We start from the raw sequence: 17,145 nt of genomic DNA, 5'->3' as shown, positions 1-17,145 counted from the left end.
TGAATCGGGAAGTTGATCGGGCACCAGGATGCGGCCGGCACTCGACCGCGCAGGTGCGGAACAGGAGCATCTTCGTGGACTCCACACGAACCATCCGGGTGGCCGTGATCCCCGGCGACGGCATCGGGCCCGAGGTCGTCGCCTCCGGTCGCACCGTTCTCGACGCCCTGGCGAACGCGTCCGACGGCCGGTTCACCTTCGAGTGGGGCGAGTTCCCGTGGGGATCCGACTACTACGCCCGCACCGGTCGGATGATGGCCGAGGACGGGTTGGCGCGGCTGCGGACCTTCGACGCGGTGTACTTCGGTGCGGTCGGTTGGAGGTCGGTCCCCGATCACGTGAGCCTGTGGGGCCTGCGCCTGGCGATCTGCCAGGGGCTGGACCAGTGGGCGAACATCCGCCCGATCCGGTTCCTGCCAGGCGTCACGAGCCCGCTGCGGAAGGCCGACGACGCGGTGCTCGACTGGGTCGTCGTCCGCGAGAACAGTGAGGGCGAGTACGCCGGGATCGGCGGACGCAACCTGTCGGCGCGGGGTCCCGGTCGCGAGGTCGCCGTGCAGTCCGCGCTGTTCACCGACTTCGGGTGCGAGCGCATCATCCGCCACGCCTTCGACCTCGCCCGCACGCGGTCGTCGCGGAAGGTGACCAGCGTGACGAAGAGCAACGCCCAGCAGTACGGCATGGTGCTGTGGGACGAGGTGTTCGAGCGGGTGAGCGCGGACTACCCCGACGTCGCCGCCGACAGCTGCCTGGTCGACGCCATGGCGGCCCGCTTCGTCCTGCAGCCGGAGTCGTTGTCGGTGGTGGTCGCCTCCAACCTGAACGGTGACATCCTCTCCGACCTCGGCAGCGCCCTCGCGGGCAGTCTGGGCCTGGCGGCGAGCGCGAACCTCAACCCGGAGCGGCAGACCCCGAGCATGTTCGAGCCGGTGCACGGCAGCGCACCGGACATCGCCGGCAAGGGTGTCGCCAACCCGATCGGGGCCATCGGGAGCGCGGCGTTGATGCTGCGGCATCTCGGGCTGCCCGACGACGCCGCCCGCGTCGACAGGGCGATCGAGGCGTGCGCCGCAGCCGGACACCTGCCACCCGATCTCGGGGGGACGAGCGGTACCGAGGACGTGACCGCGGCGATCATCGACCACCTCGCCGATGAGCCGACAGGAGACGTCCGTGAACCGTCCCCCGACGGCTGACCCTCCACGTCCCCGGTGAGGCCACCGGCTCGAAGGAACCTGGCGTGTCACCCGGCGGTACGCTCCCGGAGGGACGTTCTCGTCGAAGGAGCCTGGCGTGGGGAGCAACGGCGCACTCCACTGGCGCGGTGGAGTGCCACTGTCGCAGCACCTCGTCTTCGCGACCGGTGATCCCGAGGCCGCGGTGGTGGGCGCGACCGGCCTGCTCGCGCCGCACCGCCTGACCCTGCCGGCCGGCGCGGCCGGCTTCGCCGCGCGGGTCAACGCCAGGCGGTGGCGGGATGTGATGGTCGCCTACTTCTCGTACGGGGTGGAGCTGCAGGTGACGGCGGGGCCCCTGTCGGACATCTATGCGGTCAACCTGCCGCTTTCCGGTCATGCGGACGTCAACTATGCCGGCGCTCGGTTCCATTCGTCGACGTCGACCGCCGCGGTCTTCTCGACCACGGACGGGTCCACGATGCGGTGGACTGCCGATCACACGGTGCTCTGCGTGACGATCCGTCGTGCGGCGCTCGAGCGGCATCTGTCCCGGATGCTCGGACGCAGCGTCGACCACCGGATCCGGTTCGCACCCGAGATGTCGGTGCGCCGGACCGGGGCGAGCTGGGGCGGCGTGGCCCAGACGCTGGTCGACGTCGCGGAACGTGTCCCCGTCGGAGGGCAGTCGCCGTTCGTGACGGCAGAGCTGGAGCAGACGGTGATGACCACGTTGCTGCTGGCTCAGCCGCACAGTTACTCCAGTGCCCTGCTCGACGGCGTCCCTTCGGCGTCGAGTCGTACGGTCGCGGGCGCCGTCGAGATCATGCGCTCCGAGCCGGGTGCCCGCCTCACGGTGGCGACGATCGCCGAACGGGTCGGAGTCAGCGAACGATCACTCCAGCTCGCGTTCCGGCGGCAGACGGGCACATCGCCCGGTCGGCATCTGCGTGACATGCGGCTGGACCGCGCCAGGCACACCCTGCTCACGACCGCCGCCGACGAGCGGTCGATCTCGCGGATCGCGACGGAGTGGGGGTTCTTCCACCTCGGCCGGTTCGCCGGCGCCTACCGCAGGAGATTCGGCGAGAACCCGTCGCAGACGTCGCGCAGGCGTCGGGTGTGACGCCTCGGGCGACCTTCGGATTCCGGCCAGAACCCTGCGGGAACGGATACCGCTCCTCCGCCGACGCTTCTAGCGTGCACCGTACTGCGACGATGGCACGCGGAGGAGACCTGCGATGAAGCGGAGTACGGACCGGATCCTGACGAGCCACACGGGTTCGTTGCACCGCTCGGAGGACTTCGAGGCCGCGGCGACGCGACACTTCGGTCCGTCGGGCGACGACAACACGCAGTGGGACGCGCTCCTGTCGAGCGAGGTCGAGTCCGTCGTGGGGAAGCAGCGCGAGCTGGGCGTCGACGTCGTCAACGACGGCGAGTACAGCAAGTCCAACTGGCTGTACTACGTGGCGGATCGACTCGCCGGGTTCGGGGACGCGTCCGTGCAGCCGCCGTCGCTGTCCGGCGGCCTCGGCGGTGCGACGGACATCGCGAACTTCCCGACCTTCTACCGTGACGCGGCCGAGCTCGACGGCGTGTCGATCTGGCGCCGGCACAGCGAGTCCTTCTTCCCCGACCCCGAAGCGCCGCTGAAGATCCAGGCGTGCATCGGCCCCGTCACGTACAAGGGCAAGGAGAGCCTCGCCAGGGATATCGCCAACCTCAAGGCCGGACTGGCGGCGGTGGGCGCGGAGCCGAGCGACGGGTTCATCGGCGTGGCCGCCCCCGGTACCTTCGGACTGCTGCACGTGGACGAGCACTACGGTGACCGAGAGGCGTACTTCTTCGCACTGGCCGACGCCATCGGGGAGGAGTGCCGGGCCATCGCGGCTGCCGGACTCAACGTGCAGATCGACGATCCGATGCTGCCCTCGATCCACGACATGCTCGAGCTGGACCGTCAACAGACCAGGGAGCTCGGTGAGCTGGTCGTCGCCGCCACCAACCGCGCGCTCGAGGGCGTGCCGGAGGAACAGGTGCGCCACCACATCTGCTGGGGGAGCTGGAACTCGCCGCACGCCAGCGACATCGAGCTCGAGGACGTCATCCACCTCGTCTACCAGGTGAAGGCGCAGACCTACTCCGTAGAGGCAGCGAACGTGCGTCACGACCACGAGTGGCGGGTGTTCGAGAAGTCGAAGCTGCCGGCAGGCAAGATCCTCATGCCCGGTGTCGTCTCACACGCGACCAACGTGATCGAGCATCCGCGAGGAGTCGCCGACAGGATCGTCAGGTTCGCGGGCGTCGTGGGTCGCGAGAACGTGATCGCCGGCAGTGACTGCGGCTTCCGGGCCAGGAGTCACCCGGAAGTCGCCTGGGCCAAGCTCCGGTCGCTCAGCGAGGGCGCCGCCCTCGCGACGAAGGATCTGTGGCCATAGGGTCCGCGGGCGCGGCGAGAGTTGCCATCGCGCCCGAGACCTTGTCAGAGTGAGCTACCGCCGAGTACGGCGGCGACCCGATGCCCGCTGGTGCGGGAACGGATTCGCTGACGCAGGGAGGTAGCTGGCATGCCCGAGGCAGTCATCGTCGCGACGGCGCGGTCACCGATCGGCCGCGCGGGAAAGGGCTCGCTCACCGAGCTGCGACCCGACGACCTCACGGCCGCGATGGTGCGCGCGGCTCTCGACAAGGTTCCCGAGCTCGACCCGGCGGACGTCGACGACCTGCTGCTCGGGTGCGGTCTGCCGGGTGGTGAGCAGGGCTTCAACATGGCGCGCGTGGTCGCCGTCCTGCTCGGCTACGACCACCTGCCTGGTGCCACGGTGACGCGGTACTGCTCGTCGAGCCTGCAGACGACGCGGATGGCGTTCCACGCGATCAGGGCGGGCGAGGGCGAGGCGTTCGTGAGCGCCGGCGTCGAGTGCGTGTCGCGCTTCGTCAAGGGCAGCTCCGACTCGCTGCCCGACACGGCGAACCCGGCGTTCGCCGACGCGTCGGCCCGCACCGGGCGCCGGGCGCAGGCCGACGCCGAGACCTGGACGGATCCCCGCGCAGCCGGGCAGCTGCCTGACGTCTACATCGCCATGGGACAGACAGCCGAGAACGTGGCTCAGGCGTGGCAGGTCACCCGCCGGATGCAGGACGAGTTCGGCGTACGGAGCCAGCACCTCGCCGAGGCGGCGATCGACAACGGCTTCTGGAAGCGTGAGATCACCCCGGTGCGGCTTCCCGACGGCACGGTCGTGGAGGCGGACGACGGCCCGCGGCGTGGCACGACCCTGGAGAAGGCGTCGCAGCTGCAGCCGGTGTTCCGGCCGGACGGGACGGTGACGGCGGCCAACTGCTGCCCGTTGAACGACGGTGCCGCCGCGGTCGTGGTGATGAGCGACGAGCGGGCGAGGGCGCTGGGCATCACGCCGCTGGCGCGGATCGTCTCGACCGGCGTCACCGCGCTCTCGCCGGAGATCATGGGCCTGGGGCCGGTCGAGGCGTCCAGGCAGGCACTGGCCCGTGCCGGGATGGCGATCGGCGACGTCGACCTGGTCGAGATCAACGAGGCGTTCGCCGCCCAGGTCATCCCGTCGGCGCGGGAGCTGGGTGTCGACCAGGACCGGCTGAACGTCAACGGCGGGGCGATCGCCGTCGGGCACCCGTTCGGCATGACCGGAGCGCGCATCACGACCACCTTGCTCAACTCGCTGCAGTTCCACGACAAGCAGATCGGCCTCGAGACGATGTGCGTCGGCGGGGGCCAGGGCATGGCCATGGTCGTCGAGAGGCTGAGCTGAGTGGGTGAGCCGACCGCACGCCCGTTCGACGGACGGGTGGCGATCGTCACCGGCGCGAGCCGCGGCATCGGGCTGGCGGTCGCGGAGACCCTGCTGGCCAGGGGCGCGCGGGTATGCGTCACGGCCCGCAAACCCGACCCACTCGCGGCCGCGGTGCGTGACCTCGGCGGGAATGGCACGGTCATCGGCGTGCCGGGCCGGGCCGACGACGCGGACCACCAGCAGGAGGCGGTGGCGCGCACGGTCGAGGCGTTCGGGCGGGTCGACATGCTGGTGAACAACGCGGGCATCAACCCGGTCTACGGGCCCGTGCTCGACAGCGATCCGGGGGCGGCGGCGAAGACCTTCGCGGTCAACGTGATCGCGCCGATCGGCTGGGTCCGCGCGGCTCACCACGCCTGGATGGGCGAACACGGCGGCGCGGTGGTCAACATGGCGTCGATCACGAGCATGCACGCCTCGCCGGGGATCGGCCTGTACGGAGTGAGCAAGGCCGCGCTGATCCGGCTCACCGTCGAGCTGGCCGCGGAGCTCGCGCCGACCGTGCGGGTCAACGCGGTCGCCCCGGCGATCGTGAAGACCCGCTTCGCCACCCCGCTCTACGAGGGCCGCGAGGACGACGTCGCGGCGACGTACCCGATGAGACGGCTCGGCGTCCCCGCGGACGTCGCGGGTGCGGTCGCCTTCCTGCTCTCCGACGAGGCGGACTGGATCACCGGTCAGACGCTCGTCCTGGACGGCGGACTCAGCCTGACCACCGGTGGATGACGACGGGAGGACGCGGTGGGCGAAGGAGCTGACCAGCGAGCAGCGGGGAGGGATGCCGACCCGCCGGGGCTCGACCTGGACCGGCTGCGTGCCTACCTCGACCGCGAGCACCCCGGCCTGATCGGTACGGGTGAGCTGCGCGGTGAGGTGATCGGGGGCGGTCGGTCGAACCTGACGTACACGGTGACCGACGGACGGTCGCGGTGGATCGTCAGGCGGCCACCGCTCGGCCACGTCCTGCCCACCGCGCACGACATGTCCCGTGAGTACCGCGTCATCACGGCGTTGCACGACACGAGCGTGCCGGTGCCGCGCACCTTCCTCCTGTCCACCGAGTCCGACGTCGTGGGTGCGCCGTTCTACGTCATGGAGCACGTCGCGGGTACGCCGTACCACGACGGCGAGCAGCTCGCGGCGATCGGGCCCGAGCGCACGCGGGCCATCGGCCTCCGGCTGGTCGACACGCTCGTCGAGCTGCACGCCGTCGACCCCGCATCGGTGCGCCTGGCCGACTTCGGCCGCCCCGAGGGCTTCCTCGAACGCCAGCTGCGTCGGTGGAAGAAGCAGCTCGACGCGTCGCGCAGCCGCGACGTCCCGCGCATCGACGAGCTGCACGAACGGCTCGGCGCGGCGGTGCCGGTCTCGCCGCGAGCGGCCATCGTGCACGGGGACTACCGGCTCGACAACGCCCTCGTCGACGACGAGGACCGGATCAGCGCCGTCCTCGACTGGGAGATGTCCACCGTCGGCGATCCGCTCAGCGACCTCGCGCTGCTCGTCATGTACGCCGACCCCGCGGCCGTCGGGAACGCCAGCCATGCCGCGGGATACCCGGGCACCGAGGAGATGGTGACCCGCTACGCCGAACGGTCGGGACGCGACGTCTCCGGGCTGGAGTGGTACGTGGCACTCGCGTACTTCAAGCTCGCCGTGATCTGCGAGGGCATCCACCTCCGCTTCAGCCACGGGCAGACCGTGGGCGAGGGGTTCGAGCACATCGGTACGCACGTGGGCCCGCTGGTGGCCGGCGGTCACGCCCGACTCGACGCTGCTGAGGGACGGTGATCGCTGATGGACTTCGCATTCGACGCCCGCACGGAGGAACTGCGTCGGGAGCTGCTCGCGTTCATGGACGAGCACGTCTACCCGGCGGAGCCGGTGTTCGAGGCGCAGCTCGCGGAGCGCACCGAACCGTGGACGAGCGTCCCGGTCGTCGAGGAGCTCAAGGCCGAGGCCAGGCGACGTGGCCTGTGGAACCTGTTCCTTACCGGCGAGCACAGCCTTACCGGCGAGCACAGCCTGACCGGTAAAGACGGCGCCGGGCTGACCAACCTGCAGTACGCGCCGCTGGCCGAGATCAGCGGCCACAGTCCGCAGCTCGCGCCGACGGCGCTCAACTGTGCGGCGCCGGACACCGGCAACATGGAGGTGCTGGCGGCGTTCGGCACCGAGCGTCAGCGCGAGCAGTGGCTGCGACCGCTGCTGGACGGGGCGATCCGGTCCGCGTTCGCGATGACCGAGCCCGACGTGGCGTCCTCCGACGCGACCAACGTCCGCACCCGCATCGAACGCGACGGCGACGACTACGTCGTCAACGGCCACAAGTGGTTCATCACCGGGGCGATGAGCCCGAACTGCCGGATCCTCATCGTCATGGGCAAGACCGACCCGGACGCCGAGACGCATCGGCAGCAGAGCATGGTGCTCGTACCGCGGGACACGCCAGGCGTGACCGTCCGGCGCGGCATGCGGGTGTTCGGCTACGCCGACGACGACCACGGCGGTCACGCCGAGATCGTCTTCGACGACGTGCGGGTGCCCGCCGACAACCTCGTCGGCGAGGAGGGCGGTGGCTTCGCGATCGCGCAGTCCCGGCTGGGGCCGGGGCGCATCCACCACTGCATGCGGCTGATCGGCATGGCCGAGCGCGCGATCGAGCTCACCTGTCGCCGGGCGCTCGACCGGCAGCCGTTCGGCCGGCCGCTCGCCGAGCAGGGCGTCGTCCAGGAGTGGATCGCCGAGGCGCGCGTACGGGTCGAGCAGCTGCGCCTGCTGGTGCTCAAGACCGCGTGGCTGATGGACACCGTGGGCAACCGCGGCGCGCATACCGAGATCCAGGCGATCAAGATCGCCACGCCGCTCACGGTGGAGTGGATCCTCGACAAGGCGATTCAGGCGCACGGCGCCGGGGGAGTGAGCCAGGACTTCCCGCTCGCCGCGCTGTGGGCGACCGCGCGTTCGCTGCGGTTCGCCGACGGGCCCGACGAGGTCCACCGGCGGTCGCTCGCCCGCCGCGAGCTACGCCGCCACCGGACATGACGGCAAGGGGTGACCGAGTGGGGACCGGTCCTGGCGCCGCTCGCTATCGTCTCGGACATGGCGATGACCTTCCCCCTTCGCGGGCGCATGGCGGTGTGCGCGGTTCTGCTCCTGGCTCTCGTCGGGTGTGGACAGCCACCGGAGCCCGGGCCCGCCCGCAGTGAGACCGGATCGAGCACGCCGGTCACCAGGTCGACGGTGCCGGACCGGCAACCGCGCACGCTGGTGCTGAAGGCGACCGGCTCCGCGAAGGTCACGAAGGTCACGTACACGCTGGACCGCAAGGTCGAGAGGAAGGGTGCGGCCGAGCTGCCCTGGCGGAAGTCCGTCACCGTGCCCGCCGACGGCGACCCGCACTCGTGGCGTCTCGACGTGGCGTTCACCGGCAACGGGCGCGTCAACCTGGTCGCGATCTTCGAGGGGGCGGTCGTCGCTCGGGGCGGCAGCGCCGGCTCCGGCAACGTGACGGGCAATGCCAGCGTCGGCGGCACGGTGAGCGGTTGACCGTGGACCGGTCAGGTCGGGCCCGCGTCGTGGATCCACCAGTCGACCATCGCCACGGGGCCGCGCCCCCGGTGCGCGTACACGGCGATGGCCCGGCGGTCGTCGGTCCACTCCAGGAATCGCTCGCCGGTGCCCTCGATCACGCCGCAGCGGATCCTGCCGCTGCGGCCACCGCGGGAGTACGCACCGCTCCCGCTGAAGCCGTTCGACGGATCGGTGCAGCCGCCGCCACCGCCCCCGGAGTCGTTGTAGGCGGCTCGCATCGCGGCGACGTCACGGAACCGGTAGTACACGACCATCCCGGCGCCGCTGGTCGGCCCACAGGCCACGCCGGTCACGTCCGCGGCGCCCACGTCCCGCCACACCTGCTCAGGTGAAGGGCGCACACAGTTGATCCTGGAGACGCGCGGGACGCGGCGGACGACCGCTCGCTCGGACGCGCTGGGGAACGGCGGTGCGGCCTGCTCGTTGACCGCTTCGACGATGCGGCTCAGCGGTGCGAGGTGCCATTGCGACCACCAGCCCGTGAGCGTGGTCCGCTCGACGCCGGTCACCGTTCCCGCCACGAGCAACGGCTCCATGGACCAGTCCATCCGCAGCGTGCCGTCCGACTCCGGCCGGCACAGCACCTGTCCGAGATCGACGCCGAGCCAGTCGTGTCGCCCGGTGCCGAGAAAGCCGGGTGCGTCGCCCTCGGCGCACCGCGCTCCGCTGTCGGCCCCGGCCGCCTGCACGCGGTCACTGAAGCTGTCCCTGAGCACCGGCCGTGACGCGAACCTGTAGTAGGTGACCGACCGCGCGCCCGACCCTCTCGGGACGCAGGTCACCGCGGCGGTGGCCGCCGGGAACGCGTCCAGGTCTGCGGTGGCGGCGCGCACGCAGTCGATACCGGCCGCGACGTCGACCAGGGCACGCTCGTCGGCGCTGGGGAACGCCCGGTCGGTGCCGGTCCATCCGGTCCAGGCTCGACGCAGGGCCGTGGCGTCGGATGCCTCGGCCCGGCTCACGGTGCGGGCTTCGTCGTCGATCCAGACGACGACGGCCCGGCCGTCGCGGACGTAGCAGAGCACGCGCCCGACCGGCGGCCCGGTGGCCGGATAGCGGTGCTCACCCTGGGTGCCCCGTACGCAGTCGCCCTGCGATCTGCCGACACCCGACGCGGCGACGGCTCGGCGGTAGGCACGGGAGGCGGTGCTGCCGGCCGTGAACAGGGACGTCACCGCGGTGCGGCCCGCGTCGTCCGGGCAGGACAGTGCGGATGCCGCGCCGGTCATCGCCGTGGTCGCGGCCCGGCAGTCGCCGCGCAGTGCGGCGGGGATCCTCGCCAGGTCCGTCGTCTGGTCCTGCCCCTGGCCTGGAACCACGAGGAACAGGAGCAGGGTGAGGACGGCGACCAGGCCGAGGGCTGTCCGGCCGCCCACGGTCGACAACCGGCGCCGCCGCCGAGTCTTCTCGGCCGCTGCCGCGAGTTCGTCCGCCAGCTCGCCGCACGTGGCGTACCGATCGGCCGGGTCGACGGCCATCGCCTTCTGCAGGACGCTGCCGACGGGTGCGCTGAGGGAGGGGACCTCGCGACTCCGGCGGGCACGCGACGCCGGAGGTGCCAACCCGACAAGGCAGTCGTAGAGCACACAACCGAGCGAGTAGACGTCGGACCTGCGGTCGACGTCACGACTGTTCACCTGCTGCTCGGGCGACCAGTACAGCGCACTGCCCATCGCCGCACCCGTGGCGGTGACGGTGCTCGCCGCGGTGCTCTTCGCGATGCCGAAGTCGCACAGGTAGTACCGGTTCGTCGCCGCCTCGACGAGGATGTTGGCGGGCTTGACGTCCCGATGCACGAGGCCCTGGGCGTGCGCCGCGTCGAGGGCACTCGCGATCTGGCGTGCGACGGCGACCGTCTCCTCCAGGTCCAGTCGCCGACGATCGGCGATGACCCGGCCCAGGTTCGCTCCCTCGACGAACCGCATCGCCAGGTAGCCGAGGACGTCGTCACCGTCACCGACCTCGCCGGCCGCGTAGACGTCCACGATGTTCGGGTGGCGCAACCCCGCCGCGATCGTGGTCTCTCGCTTGAACCGGGACGCGAAGGCGCGCCGCCGCATGAGCTCGGGCCCGATCACCTTGAGCGCGACGTCCAGCCCGCGCTCCGTCTCCTCGGCGCGGAACACCTCGCTCATCAAGGTGCTGGACAGCTGCTGGCGCAGCCGATACTGGGGTAGCAGTCGGGTGATATCCGGTCTGACCGGGCACTCGTCCTCGGTCGCGTCCATGGATGCGCCGCGCCCGAGCCGCTCGTTCACCCCAGGTCCTCCACCGAGCCGTCCCCGTCTCGGTGACCCTAGCGCAACCTCACGAGCCCGAGCCCGGTGAGAGGCTCGTCACGGCATGAGCTGGCCGCCGGTGACGCCGAGCACCTCGCCGTTGACGAAGCTCGACTCCTGGGAGGCGAGGAAGACGAAGGCCGGTGCGAGCTCGACGGGCTGTCCGGGGCGTCCGACGGGCGCGTTCTTGCCGAACTGCGCGGTCTTCTCCTCCGACATCGACGCGGGGATGATCGGCGTCCAGACCGGCCCGGGTGCGACCGCATTGACCCTGATGCCGCGTTCGATCAGCTCCTGTGACAGCCCTTTGGTGAAGGTGACGATCGCGCCCTTGGTCGAGGCGTACGGCAGCAGCGGCGGCGACGGCTTGTGCGCCTGGATCGACGCGACGTTGATGATCGACCCGCCCTCGGGCATGTGCGGCAGGGCCGCCTGGCACATCCAGAACATCGCGATGATGTTGGTCTTGAACGTGTGCACGAGCAGGTCGGCGGGAATCGACTCGATCCCGTCGAACGCCATCTGGTAGGCCGCGTTGTTGACGAGCACGTCCACCTGGCCGAACCGTTGCACTGCACGTTCGACGATCTGCGTGCACGCGTCGGGCTCGCTGATGTCGGCGGGGACGGCGACGGCGGAGCGGCCGGCGTCCTCGACGACCCGTACGGTCTGGTCGGCGTCGGACTTCTCCGCGTCGAGGTACGAGAACGCGATGTCGGCTCCCTCGCGCGCGAATGCGAGCGCCACGGCGCGGCCGATTCCGGAGTCTCCACCGGTGATGACCGCGGTCTTCCCTTCGAGCCGGCCGAGGCCGCGGTACGTCTCGTACCCGTAGTCGGGCTCGGGGTCCATCGCGGAGTCCAGCCCCGGATGCGGCTGCGCCTGCTCGGGGAAGTCAGGTCGCGGATGCTGATGGCGCGGATGCTGCTGCTCGTGCTGATCGTTCGACATCGTCACGCTCCATCCTGGTGTCGGCTCGGATCGGGCCTACCCGGGGTGTCGTCGCTCAACCACGAGAACCTGGGTTGTCGTCCGAGGACCCTGGGTCGGGAATGCCGACGCGGGTGACGATGGCCCTCGCGAGGTCGCGGAGCTTGGTGTTGCGCCGCTGGGACGCGGTCCTCAGGATCGCGAACGCCTGGTCGGCGGTGCAGTGTTCCTGTGCCATCACGACGCCCTTGGCCTGGTTGATCACCGCGCGGGATTCCAGTGCTCGTTCCAGCTGGTCGAGCAGCTCGGCCTGCTCGGCGAGTCGTATCGCGACCATCACGGCGCCTGCGGCCTGTGCGGCGAACACCACCGCCGCGTCATGATCGTCCTGGGTGAGTTTCGCAGCGCTGATCGAGTAGAGGTTCAACGCTCCCAGCGGTGCCCCGGTCGAGGTCGGCAGCGGCACGGACAGCGACTTGGTCAGTCCGTGCGCCAGGCCGTAGGTGCGCCAGGCCGCCACCGCTCGCACCGGGCGACGTCGGGAACCTCGACCGGGTGGCCGGTGGCCATCGCCTCGAGGCAAGGCCCCTCTCCGGCGGTGTGCTGCACCCCGTCGAGTCGGGCGGCGAAGTCGTCGCTGCTGGCGATCGTCATCGGCCCGCCCTCGATCCGTACGGTCAGCCCGCAGGACAGTTCCCGGTCGATCTCGTCGGATGCCAGGCGCGCGAGGTCGCCGAGGAATTCCTGCACCGACTCGACGCCGACCAGCAGGTCGTACAACGGGCGCATGCGTGCGCGGCGTGCAGCTGCGTCTGGCATTGGACGACAGGGTCCGTCCCACGGGCAACCGCGCCCAGGTCGAAGGGGTCCATCGTGACGGAACATCGGCGGGGGAGGTGCGGCATGCGGCGTCGTGGTCAGCTCCCACGGCCGGTCAGCGCGTCGCGGAGCCGGTCGATCAGTCCGGTTCCGGGCGTGAGGATCTTGTCGGCCGGTGGCGTGTGAGGCACTGCCGGATGCGGTCGGGTCGGTGCTGCCTGCTTGCCGGCCCGGAACCTCTCGCCGAGCTCGCGGAGTCGGGCTGGATCACAGGTGGTCCGCAGCCGGGGCAGCAGGTTCGCCTCCTGCTCCTCGACCCGCTGCCGGGTCTGTTTGATCAACTGGGCGAGCAGCACCGCGAACTCCGGGACGGTGACGTCGAAGGCTTCCAGACGCTTCATCAGCGCTTCGGCAGCGGCGTGCTCGTCGAGCTCACGGTCGGCGATGTCGTCGCCGTCATACAGAACTGCCCGGGCTTCGGGGTACAGGTACTGCTCCTCGGCCACCGCGTGCCGCACCAACTCGGTGATCAGATGGTCGACGAGATCGCGGCGCCGCCCTGGGTCGCTGTCTCTACGCTCGTGCTCCAACTCGGTGAAGAGTGCCTCCATCTCACGGTGATCGGCGATGATCACGTCCACCAGATCAGGTGCTGGGCCGGCAGCCATCGGGTTCCCTCCAAGGCAGCAGAGTGCGGATGTCATGCCGGTCGAACGTCAGCGGGTTCAATGCGCCCGAACGAGTTCGGCGGGCCACAGCTGGGTGTGCGGGCAGTCGCCGGACTCGTCCTTGCTGGCGCCGATGATCCACGCGAACCAATCCGCGTCGGTCGCCACGCGCACTACGCGGCGCCCGGTCGGGTCGGTGTACACATCGCTGGTGCACCGGTAGCCCTGGATGTATCGCGAGCGGCCGGTCTTCTCGTCCACCGCGACCAGGACGACACGTTGCCCGGACACCAACGACTCGGTCGGTGCCGGCGACGACGGTGGAGTGAACGTACCTCGAAGGGTGGTCATCTTCGTGCCCCTGCGCGCTCGTAGGAAAGGGGGCGCGCTGCTTGACCACCTATGCGCAACGTAGACCAAGGGGTCGAGACTGGTCAACGGGTTAGTGGCGACCGCACCGGGGTAGGAAGACGGGAGGCCGAACGCGGTGCCACACACCTCGTGAGTCGCCGCAGGGAGGAGAAGTTGACATGCCGCAGCAGGCGTGGGGAAGCAAACGGGAACGGCAGTACGAGCACGTCAAGGTCGCGAAGAAGCAGCGGGGGGCCGGTGAGGACCGGGCGCAGGAGATCGCCGCGCGGACCGTGAACAAGAACCGGGCCCGGTCCGGGGAGAGCCGGCAGGCGAGCAAGGTGTCGACCACGGGTGCGTCGCCGCAGAAGCGGGGCGGCAAGCGTTCCGGAAACCGTCAGGGGTCAGGCGGGCCCACCAAGGCCCAGCTGTACAACGATGCGAAGAAGCGCAACATCAAGGGCCGGTCGACGATGACCAAGCGTGAGCTGCAGAACGCGCTCGGCAGGTAACCTCCAGAGCCGCAGCGCCTGGCCTGCGCGCGCCGGCGTACGGAAGGATGCGGGGCGTGGGCGAACTGATCGTGTTGCGGCACGGCGAGACGGAGTGGAGTCGTACCGGCCGACACACCGGACGCACCGACGTGCCGCTGTCGGCGCACGGCGAGGATCAGGCACGCGGTCTGTTGCCGGCGCTGCGGCGCCGCGGCGTCGTGCGCACGTTCGTGAGTCCCGCGAAGCGCGCAGGGCTGACCGCGCGGTTGGCCGGCCTCCGCGGCGCCGAGGTCGACGCGGACCTGTGGGAGTGGGACTACGGCGCGTACGAGGGCCGGACGACCGAGCAGATCAGGCAGGGGCGGCCCCCGGGGGGCGGGCTCGACCACGGCGAGGACCCGCTCGCCGCGGTCGTCCGCGAGGTCACCGAGGAGACCGGCTACGAGTGCGCGGTCGACCGGCTGCTCGGCGTCGAGGGTCGCCGGGTGCGGTTCACCCGCAAGCCCCCGGTCGACATGCACGCGGTGCGCGTCTTCTACGAGGCCCACGTCGTCGGCGGCGAGCTGCGGCACGAGAAGAACGGCAGCACCGACCGCGCCGAGTGGTTCGACCTCGACGCCGTGGCCGACCTCATCAGGTCCGAGCTCGTCGACCGCGGCCTGCGCTACCTCGCCGACCGCCCCGCCACCGGTAACCTCGGCTGACCACGCCCGCGCGTCTCGACCGTCGTCGCCCGTGCTGAGGAGACACACCATGTCCGGCCTGACCCGATGGACGCCCCGGCTGGTACTCGCGCTCGGCGTCGTCCACCTCGTCTACGGGGTCGTGTTCTCGTGGAGCGTCCTCGTCGAGATGGCGGCGGAGGGTGTCGTCGCCACCGTCCACGGCGCGGAACGCGGATACGTCCTGTGGTTCCTGGCCGCCGGGATCGCGATGCTGACCCTGGGAGCGTTCGGCACCTGGGCCGCGAGGACCGCCGGCCGCCTGCCCAGTGCGCTCGGCTGGGGACTCGTCGCGATCGGCCTGTTCGTCTCCATCCCCGAGCCGATCTCGGGCGGCTGGCTCGTGCTCGCGCTCGGCGTGCTCGCCCTCGGCGCGGCGCGGCGTTCCCGCCCGCCGGTCGACCACTGACCACCGGTCAGAAGAACGCGCTCTCCGGCATCGCGTTGAACGCGGGCACGAGGTTCTCCTCCTCGTAGTCGAGGTGGGCCTCCAGATCGGCCGCCAACCGCTCCAGCACCGGCCGCACGGCTGCGACCTCCGCCTCGCCGGCGAGGGCGTCGGCCACCTCCTCGAGCCGGGCGAGACGGCCCGCGATGTCCCGGTGCTCGCTCATCAGGCGCGCGACGACGGGCGCGAGACCCGGATCACGGTCGACGACGCGCGGGAAGACGTACGCGTCCTCGATCCGATGATGCATCTCCAGGTGCCGGCAGAACGACAGGCAGCGCGACTGCACGCTCTGCACCTCCTGCCGGCGCCGCAGCTCGTCGACGGCGACCCGGGCGTCGGCGACGCCGGGTGCGCCCCCGTCCGCCAGCGCGGCGACCGCGCGCTGCAACAGCGCCAGGTCGCGCCTGAACCACTGATGGATGGCCAGCAGCTCCCTCGCCAGCGCGCCGTTCCTGTCACCCCGCGGCGCGGGCATCTCGGAGTCCATATCAAAACGATAGGCAGGCTCCCGCTCACCCTGCGGCCGGCGACAGCGACGTAGCCACTCGTGCACGAAGCCGCGCAGCACCTCGGGCGCCTCGAACGGAAGATAGTGCCCCGCCCCGTCGACCGCGGCGAACGTCTTCGCCACCAGCAGAACGCGACTTGTCAGTGCCAGGCGTGCCTATAACAACGCCTGACACTGAATCGTCAATAGGCTCGCCGCCCGCACCGTTTGATCACGTGCACGTGATCAACGTGGACTTCACCTCGTGCCGGGACGAGGTGAAGTCCACGTCGGTGAGGTGAAGCTCCACCGACGACCCTCGCAGCGCACACGTGAACGGCACCCTCACCATGCCCCGACACGGTGAGGGTGCCGTTCACGGGTTGCGACCACGAAGCGACCGACACCACGACCGAGTCCACCCTTGTCACCCGCCCCGGGGTCGCCGCACCAGCGGCGATGGATGACTGACAACTCGCATCGGGGTCACGGCGGCCGCGCGTGCACCTGTTCAGGCGGGGATTCTGGGTGGGGTCGAGCCACTTGGGTGGCACTGTGTGGGGGCGGCCGTTGAGCATCGCGAGGTGGACGGTGCCGTCGTGGACCGCCGTGTGGTGGGCGGTGCAGACCAGCGCGAGGTTGTCGATGTCGGTGGCTCCGCCGTGGGACCACCAGGTGAGGTGGTGCGCTTCGGTGTGTTGCGGTGGCGCGTCGCACCCGTGGACCACACAGCCGCCGTCGCGGGCGACCAGTGCCCGACGCAGCGGGGGTGGGGCGAGGCGCTTGTTCCGGCCGTAGTGCAGCATCTCCCCGTGGTGCCCGAAGACGGCGAGCGCGGCGTCGGCCTGGCACGCGGTCTGCAGCAGCTCCTGCACGGAGACGGGTTCACCGTTGTTCAGCCACGCGAGCCCGACACGGTCCTGGAGTTCAGCCAATGTGATGGTGGCGATGACCTGCGGCCGGTACCCACCACTGGTGGGCATGTCCGGGTGCCCGAGAGCGAGGGTGGCGAGCTGGCCGAGCGCCTCGGCGCGGCGGCGGGTCGCGGTCCGCAGATCGGGGGTGCCGTCGGCTTCGGGTTTCGGCTTGGCCAGGGCCTCGATCGCGAGGGTGACGGCGTTGGCGGTGGGGGCGTCGAGGCGGCCGCGGAGGGCGTACATGCCGTGCAGGTCCGCGGTGATCGTGAACTGCTGGTTCTCCTGCTGCTCCTTCTCCGTCGCCAGGACCCCGTCGGGGTCCAGGCACGCGCCCAGGTGTTTGGCCGCACACCGCAACCGCGCCGGATCCAGCTCAGTCGCGGTCTGCACCAGCCGGGCCTCCGCCGCGGCACGGGTCGGGTCGT

General features: G+C 70.7%; 19 protein-coding genes. 11 read left to right on the top strand and 8 right to left on the bottom strand.

Translation table 11 applies throughout. The features are described 5' to 3' along the window. The first annotated feature begins 74 nt into the window (after nucleotides 1–74). From GEV10_02525 to GEV10_02490, 8 genes are all read left to right on the top strand, one after another. On the top strand, nucleotides 75–1,196 hold the full coding sequence (locus GEV10_02525) for a tartrate dehydrogenase (protein ID MQA77350.1): 1,122 nt from the start codon (nucleotides 75–77) through the stop codon (nucleotides 1,194–1,196). Between the two features lie 97 nt (nucleotides 1,197–1,293). Next, entirely contained in the window at nucleotides 1,294–2,301 is a 1,008-nt protein-coding gene (locus GEV10_02520) for a helix-turn-helix domain-containing protein (GenBank protein MQA77349.1), read from the top strand. 115 nt (nucleotides 2,302–2,416) lie between these two features. Continuing rightward, nucleotides 2,417–3,616: an epoxyalkane--coenzyme M transferase gene (locus GEV10_02515; protein ID MQA77348.1), complete on the top strand. Its 1,200-nt coding sequence runs from the start codon at nucleotides 2,417–2,419 to the stop codon at nucleotides 3,614–3,616. Between the two features lie 129 nt (nucleotides 3,617–3,745). Next, nucleotides 3,746–4,966: an acetyl-CoA C-acetyltransferase gene (locus tag GEV10_02510; protein ID MQA77347.1), complete on the top strand. Its 1,221-nt coding sequence runs from the start codon at nucleotides 3,746–3,748 to the stop codon at nucleotides 4,964–4,966. Continuing rightward, complete coding sequence (locus GEV10_02505) at nucleotides 4,967–5,734, top strand: glucose 1-dehydrogenase (protein ID MQA77346.1); 768 nt, start codon at nucleotides 4,967–4,969, stop codon at nucleotides 5,732–5,734. Nucleotides 5,735–5,749: 15 nt separating this feature from the next. Next, on the top strand, nucleotides 5,750–6,799 hold the full coding sequence (locus GEV10_02500; protein MQA77345.1) for a phosphotransferase: 1,050 nt from the start codon (nucleotides 5,750–5,752) through the stop codon (nucleotides 6,797–6,799). A 6-nt stretch (nucleotides 6,800–6,805) separates the two neighbouring features. After that, on the top strand, nucleotides 6,806–8,053 hold the full coding sequence (locus GEV10_02495) for an acyl-CoA dehydrogenase (protein ID MQA77344.1): 1,248 nt from the start codon (nucleotides 6,806–6,808) through the stop codon (nucleotides 8,051–8,053). 57 nt (nucleotides 8,054–8,110) lie between these two features. Beyond that, nucleotides 8,111–8,557, top strand: coding sequence for a hypothetical protein (locus GEV10_02490; GenBank protein ID MQA77343.1), 447 nt, complete (start codon nucleotides 8,111–8,113; stop codon nucleotides 8,555–8,557). An 11-nt stretch (nucleotides 8,558–8,568) separates the two neighbouring features. Here the strand turns inward: GEV10_02490 and GEV10_02485 are convergent, their stop codons facing one another. The 6 genes from GEV10_02485 to GEV10_02460 all read right to left on the bottom strand — a co-directional run bounded on the left by GEV10_02485 (nucleotide 8,569) and on the right by GEV10_02460 (nucleotide 13,559). Next, entirely contained in the window at nucleotides 8,569–10,860 is a 2,292-nt protein-coding gene (locus tag GEV10_02485) for a protein kinase (protein ID MQA77342.1), read from the bottom strand. A 78-nt stretch (nucleotides 10,861–10,938) separates the two neighbouring features. Next, the gene (locus tag GEV10_02480; GenBank protein MQA77341.1) at nucleotides 10,939–11,832 is read right to left on the bottom strand and encodes a glucose 1-dehydrogenase; all 894 of its coding nucleotides are present in this window, start codon (nucleotides 11,830–11,832) and stop codon (nucleotides 10,939–10,941) included. 55 nt (nucleotides 11,833–11,887) lie between these two features. Further along, nucleotides 11,888–12,331, bottom strand: a complete 444-nt coding sequence (locus GEV10_02475; protein ID MQA77340.1) for an ANTAR domain-containing protein — start codon at nucleotides 12,329–12,331, stop codon at nucleotides 11,888–11,890. After that, nucleotides 12,292–12,630 (bottom strand): hypothetical protein, encoded by a 339-nt coding sequence (locus GEV10_02470; protein MQA77339.1) that lies wholly within the window; start codon nucleotides 12,628–12,630, stop codon nucleotides 12,292–12,294. The genes GEV10_02475 and GEV10_02470 overlap by 40 nt, the downstream gene beginning before the upstream one ends. A gap of 98 nt (nucleotides 12,631–12,728) precedes the next feature. Next, a complete protein-coding gene (locus GEV10_02465; GenBank protein ID MQA77338.1) occupies nucleotides 12,729–13,298 on the bottom strand; it encodes a hemerythrin domain-containing protein in 570 nt (189 codons plus the stop codon). Between the two features lie 57 nt (nucleotides 13,299–13,355). After that, nucleotides 13,356–13,559 (bottom strand): hypothetical protein, encoded by a 204-nt coding sequence (locus GEV10_02460; GenBank protein MQA77337.1) that lies wholly within the window; start codon nucleotides 13,557–13,559, stop codon nucleotides 13,356–13,358. 269 nt (nucleotides 13,560–13,828) lie between these two features. On the opposite strand from GEV10_02460, the gene GEV10_02455 reads away from it, so the two are divergent. The 3 genes from GEV10_02455 to GEV10_02445 are packed head-to-tail and all read left to right on the top strand — an operon-like array spanning nucleotide 13,829 to nucleotide 15,274. After that, on the top strand, nucleotides 13,829–14,161 hold the full coding sequence (locus GEV10_02455; GenBank protein MQA77336.1) for a plasmid stabilization protein: 333 nt from the start codon (nucleotides 13,829–13,831) through the stop codon (nucleotides 14,159–14,161). Between the two features lie 56 nt (nucleotides 14,162–14,217). Next, nucleotides 14,218–14,847, top strand: a complete 630-nt coding sequence (locus tag GEV10_02450; GenBank protein ID MQA77335.1) for an NUDIX domain-containing protein — start codon at nucleotides 14,218–14,220, stop codon at nucleotides 14,845–14,847. Nucleotides 14,848–14,896: 49 nt separating this feature from the next. After that, on the top strand, nucleotides 14,897–15,274 hold the full coding sequence (locus GEV10_02445; GenBank protein MQA77334.1) for a hypothetical protein: 378 nt from the start codon (nucleotides 14,897–14,899) through the stop codon (nucleotides 15,272–15,274). A gap of 7 nt (nucleotides 15,275–15,281) precedes the next feature. Here GEV10_02445 and GEV10_02440 read toward each other — a convergent pair whose 3' ends face one another. Then, a complete protein-coding gene (locus GEV10_02440) occupies nucleotides 15,282–15,947 on the bottom strand; it encodes a hypothetical protein (GenBank protein ID MQA77333.1) in 666 nt (221 codons plus the stop codon). A gap of 59 nt (nucleotides 15,948–16,006) precedes the next feature. Then, nucleotides 16,007–17,145, bottom strand: a 1,139-nt coding sequence (locus GEV10_02435) for a DUF222 domain-containing protein (GenBank protein MQA77332.1), incomplete at its 5' end; no start/stop codon positions are given.

It is taken from the genome of Streptosporangiales bacterium (assembly GCA_009379955.1).
Classification (GTDB): Bacteria; Actinomycetota; Actinomycetes; order Streptosporangiales; family WHST01; genus WHST01.
The sequence above is the reverse complement of the archived record's forward strand: the minus strand, read 5'-3'. Positions and strand labels throughout refer to the sequence as shown.

Excerpts from the sequence above, each read along its gene's own strand:
- GEV10_02515 (MQA77348.1), top strand. The coding sequence starts at position 2,417 with ATGAAGCGGAGTACGGACCGGATCCTGACGAGCCACACGGGTTCGTTG.
- GEV10_02510 (MQA77347.1), top strand. The coding sequence starts at position 3,746 with ATGCCCGAGGCAGTCATCGTCGCGACGGCGCGGTCACCGATCGGCCGC.
- GEV10_02495 (MQA77344.1), top strand. The coding sequence starts at position 6,806 with ATGGACTTCGCATTCGACGCCCGCACGGAGGAACTGCGTCGGGAGCTG.
- GEV10_02490 (MQA77343.1), top strand. The coding sequence starts at position 8,111 with ATGGCGATGACCTTCCCCCTTCGCGGGCGCATGGCGGTGTGCGCGGTT.
- GEV10_02480 (MQA77341.1), bottom strand. The coding sequence starts at position 11,832 with ATGTCGAACGATCAGCACGAGCAGCAGCATCCGCGCCATCAGCATCCG.
- GEV10_02470 (MQA77339.1), bottom strand. The coding sequence starts at position 12,630 with ATGCCAGACGCAGCTGCACGCCGCGCACGCATGCGCCCGTTGTACGAC.
- GEV10_02465 (MQA77338.1), bottom strand. The coding sequence starts at position 13,298 with ATGGCTGCCGGCCCAGCACCTGATCTGGTGGACGTGATCATCGCCGAT.
- GEV10_02455 (MQA77336.1), top strand. The coding sequence starts at position 13,829 with ATGCCGCAGCAGGCGTGGGGAAGCAAACGGGAACGGCAGTACGAGCAC.
- GEV10_02445 (MQA77334.1), top strand. The coding sequence starts at position 14,897 with ATGTCCGGCCTGACCCGATGGACGCCCCGGCTGGTACTCGCGCTCGGC.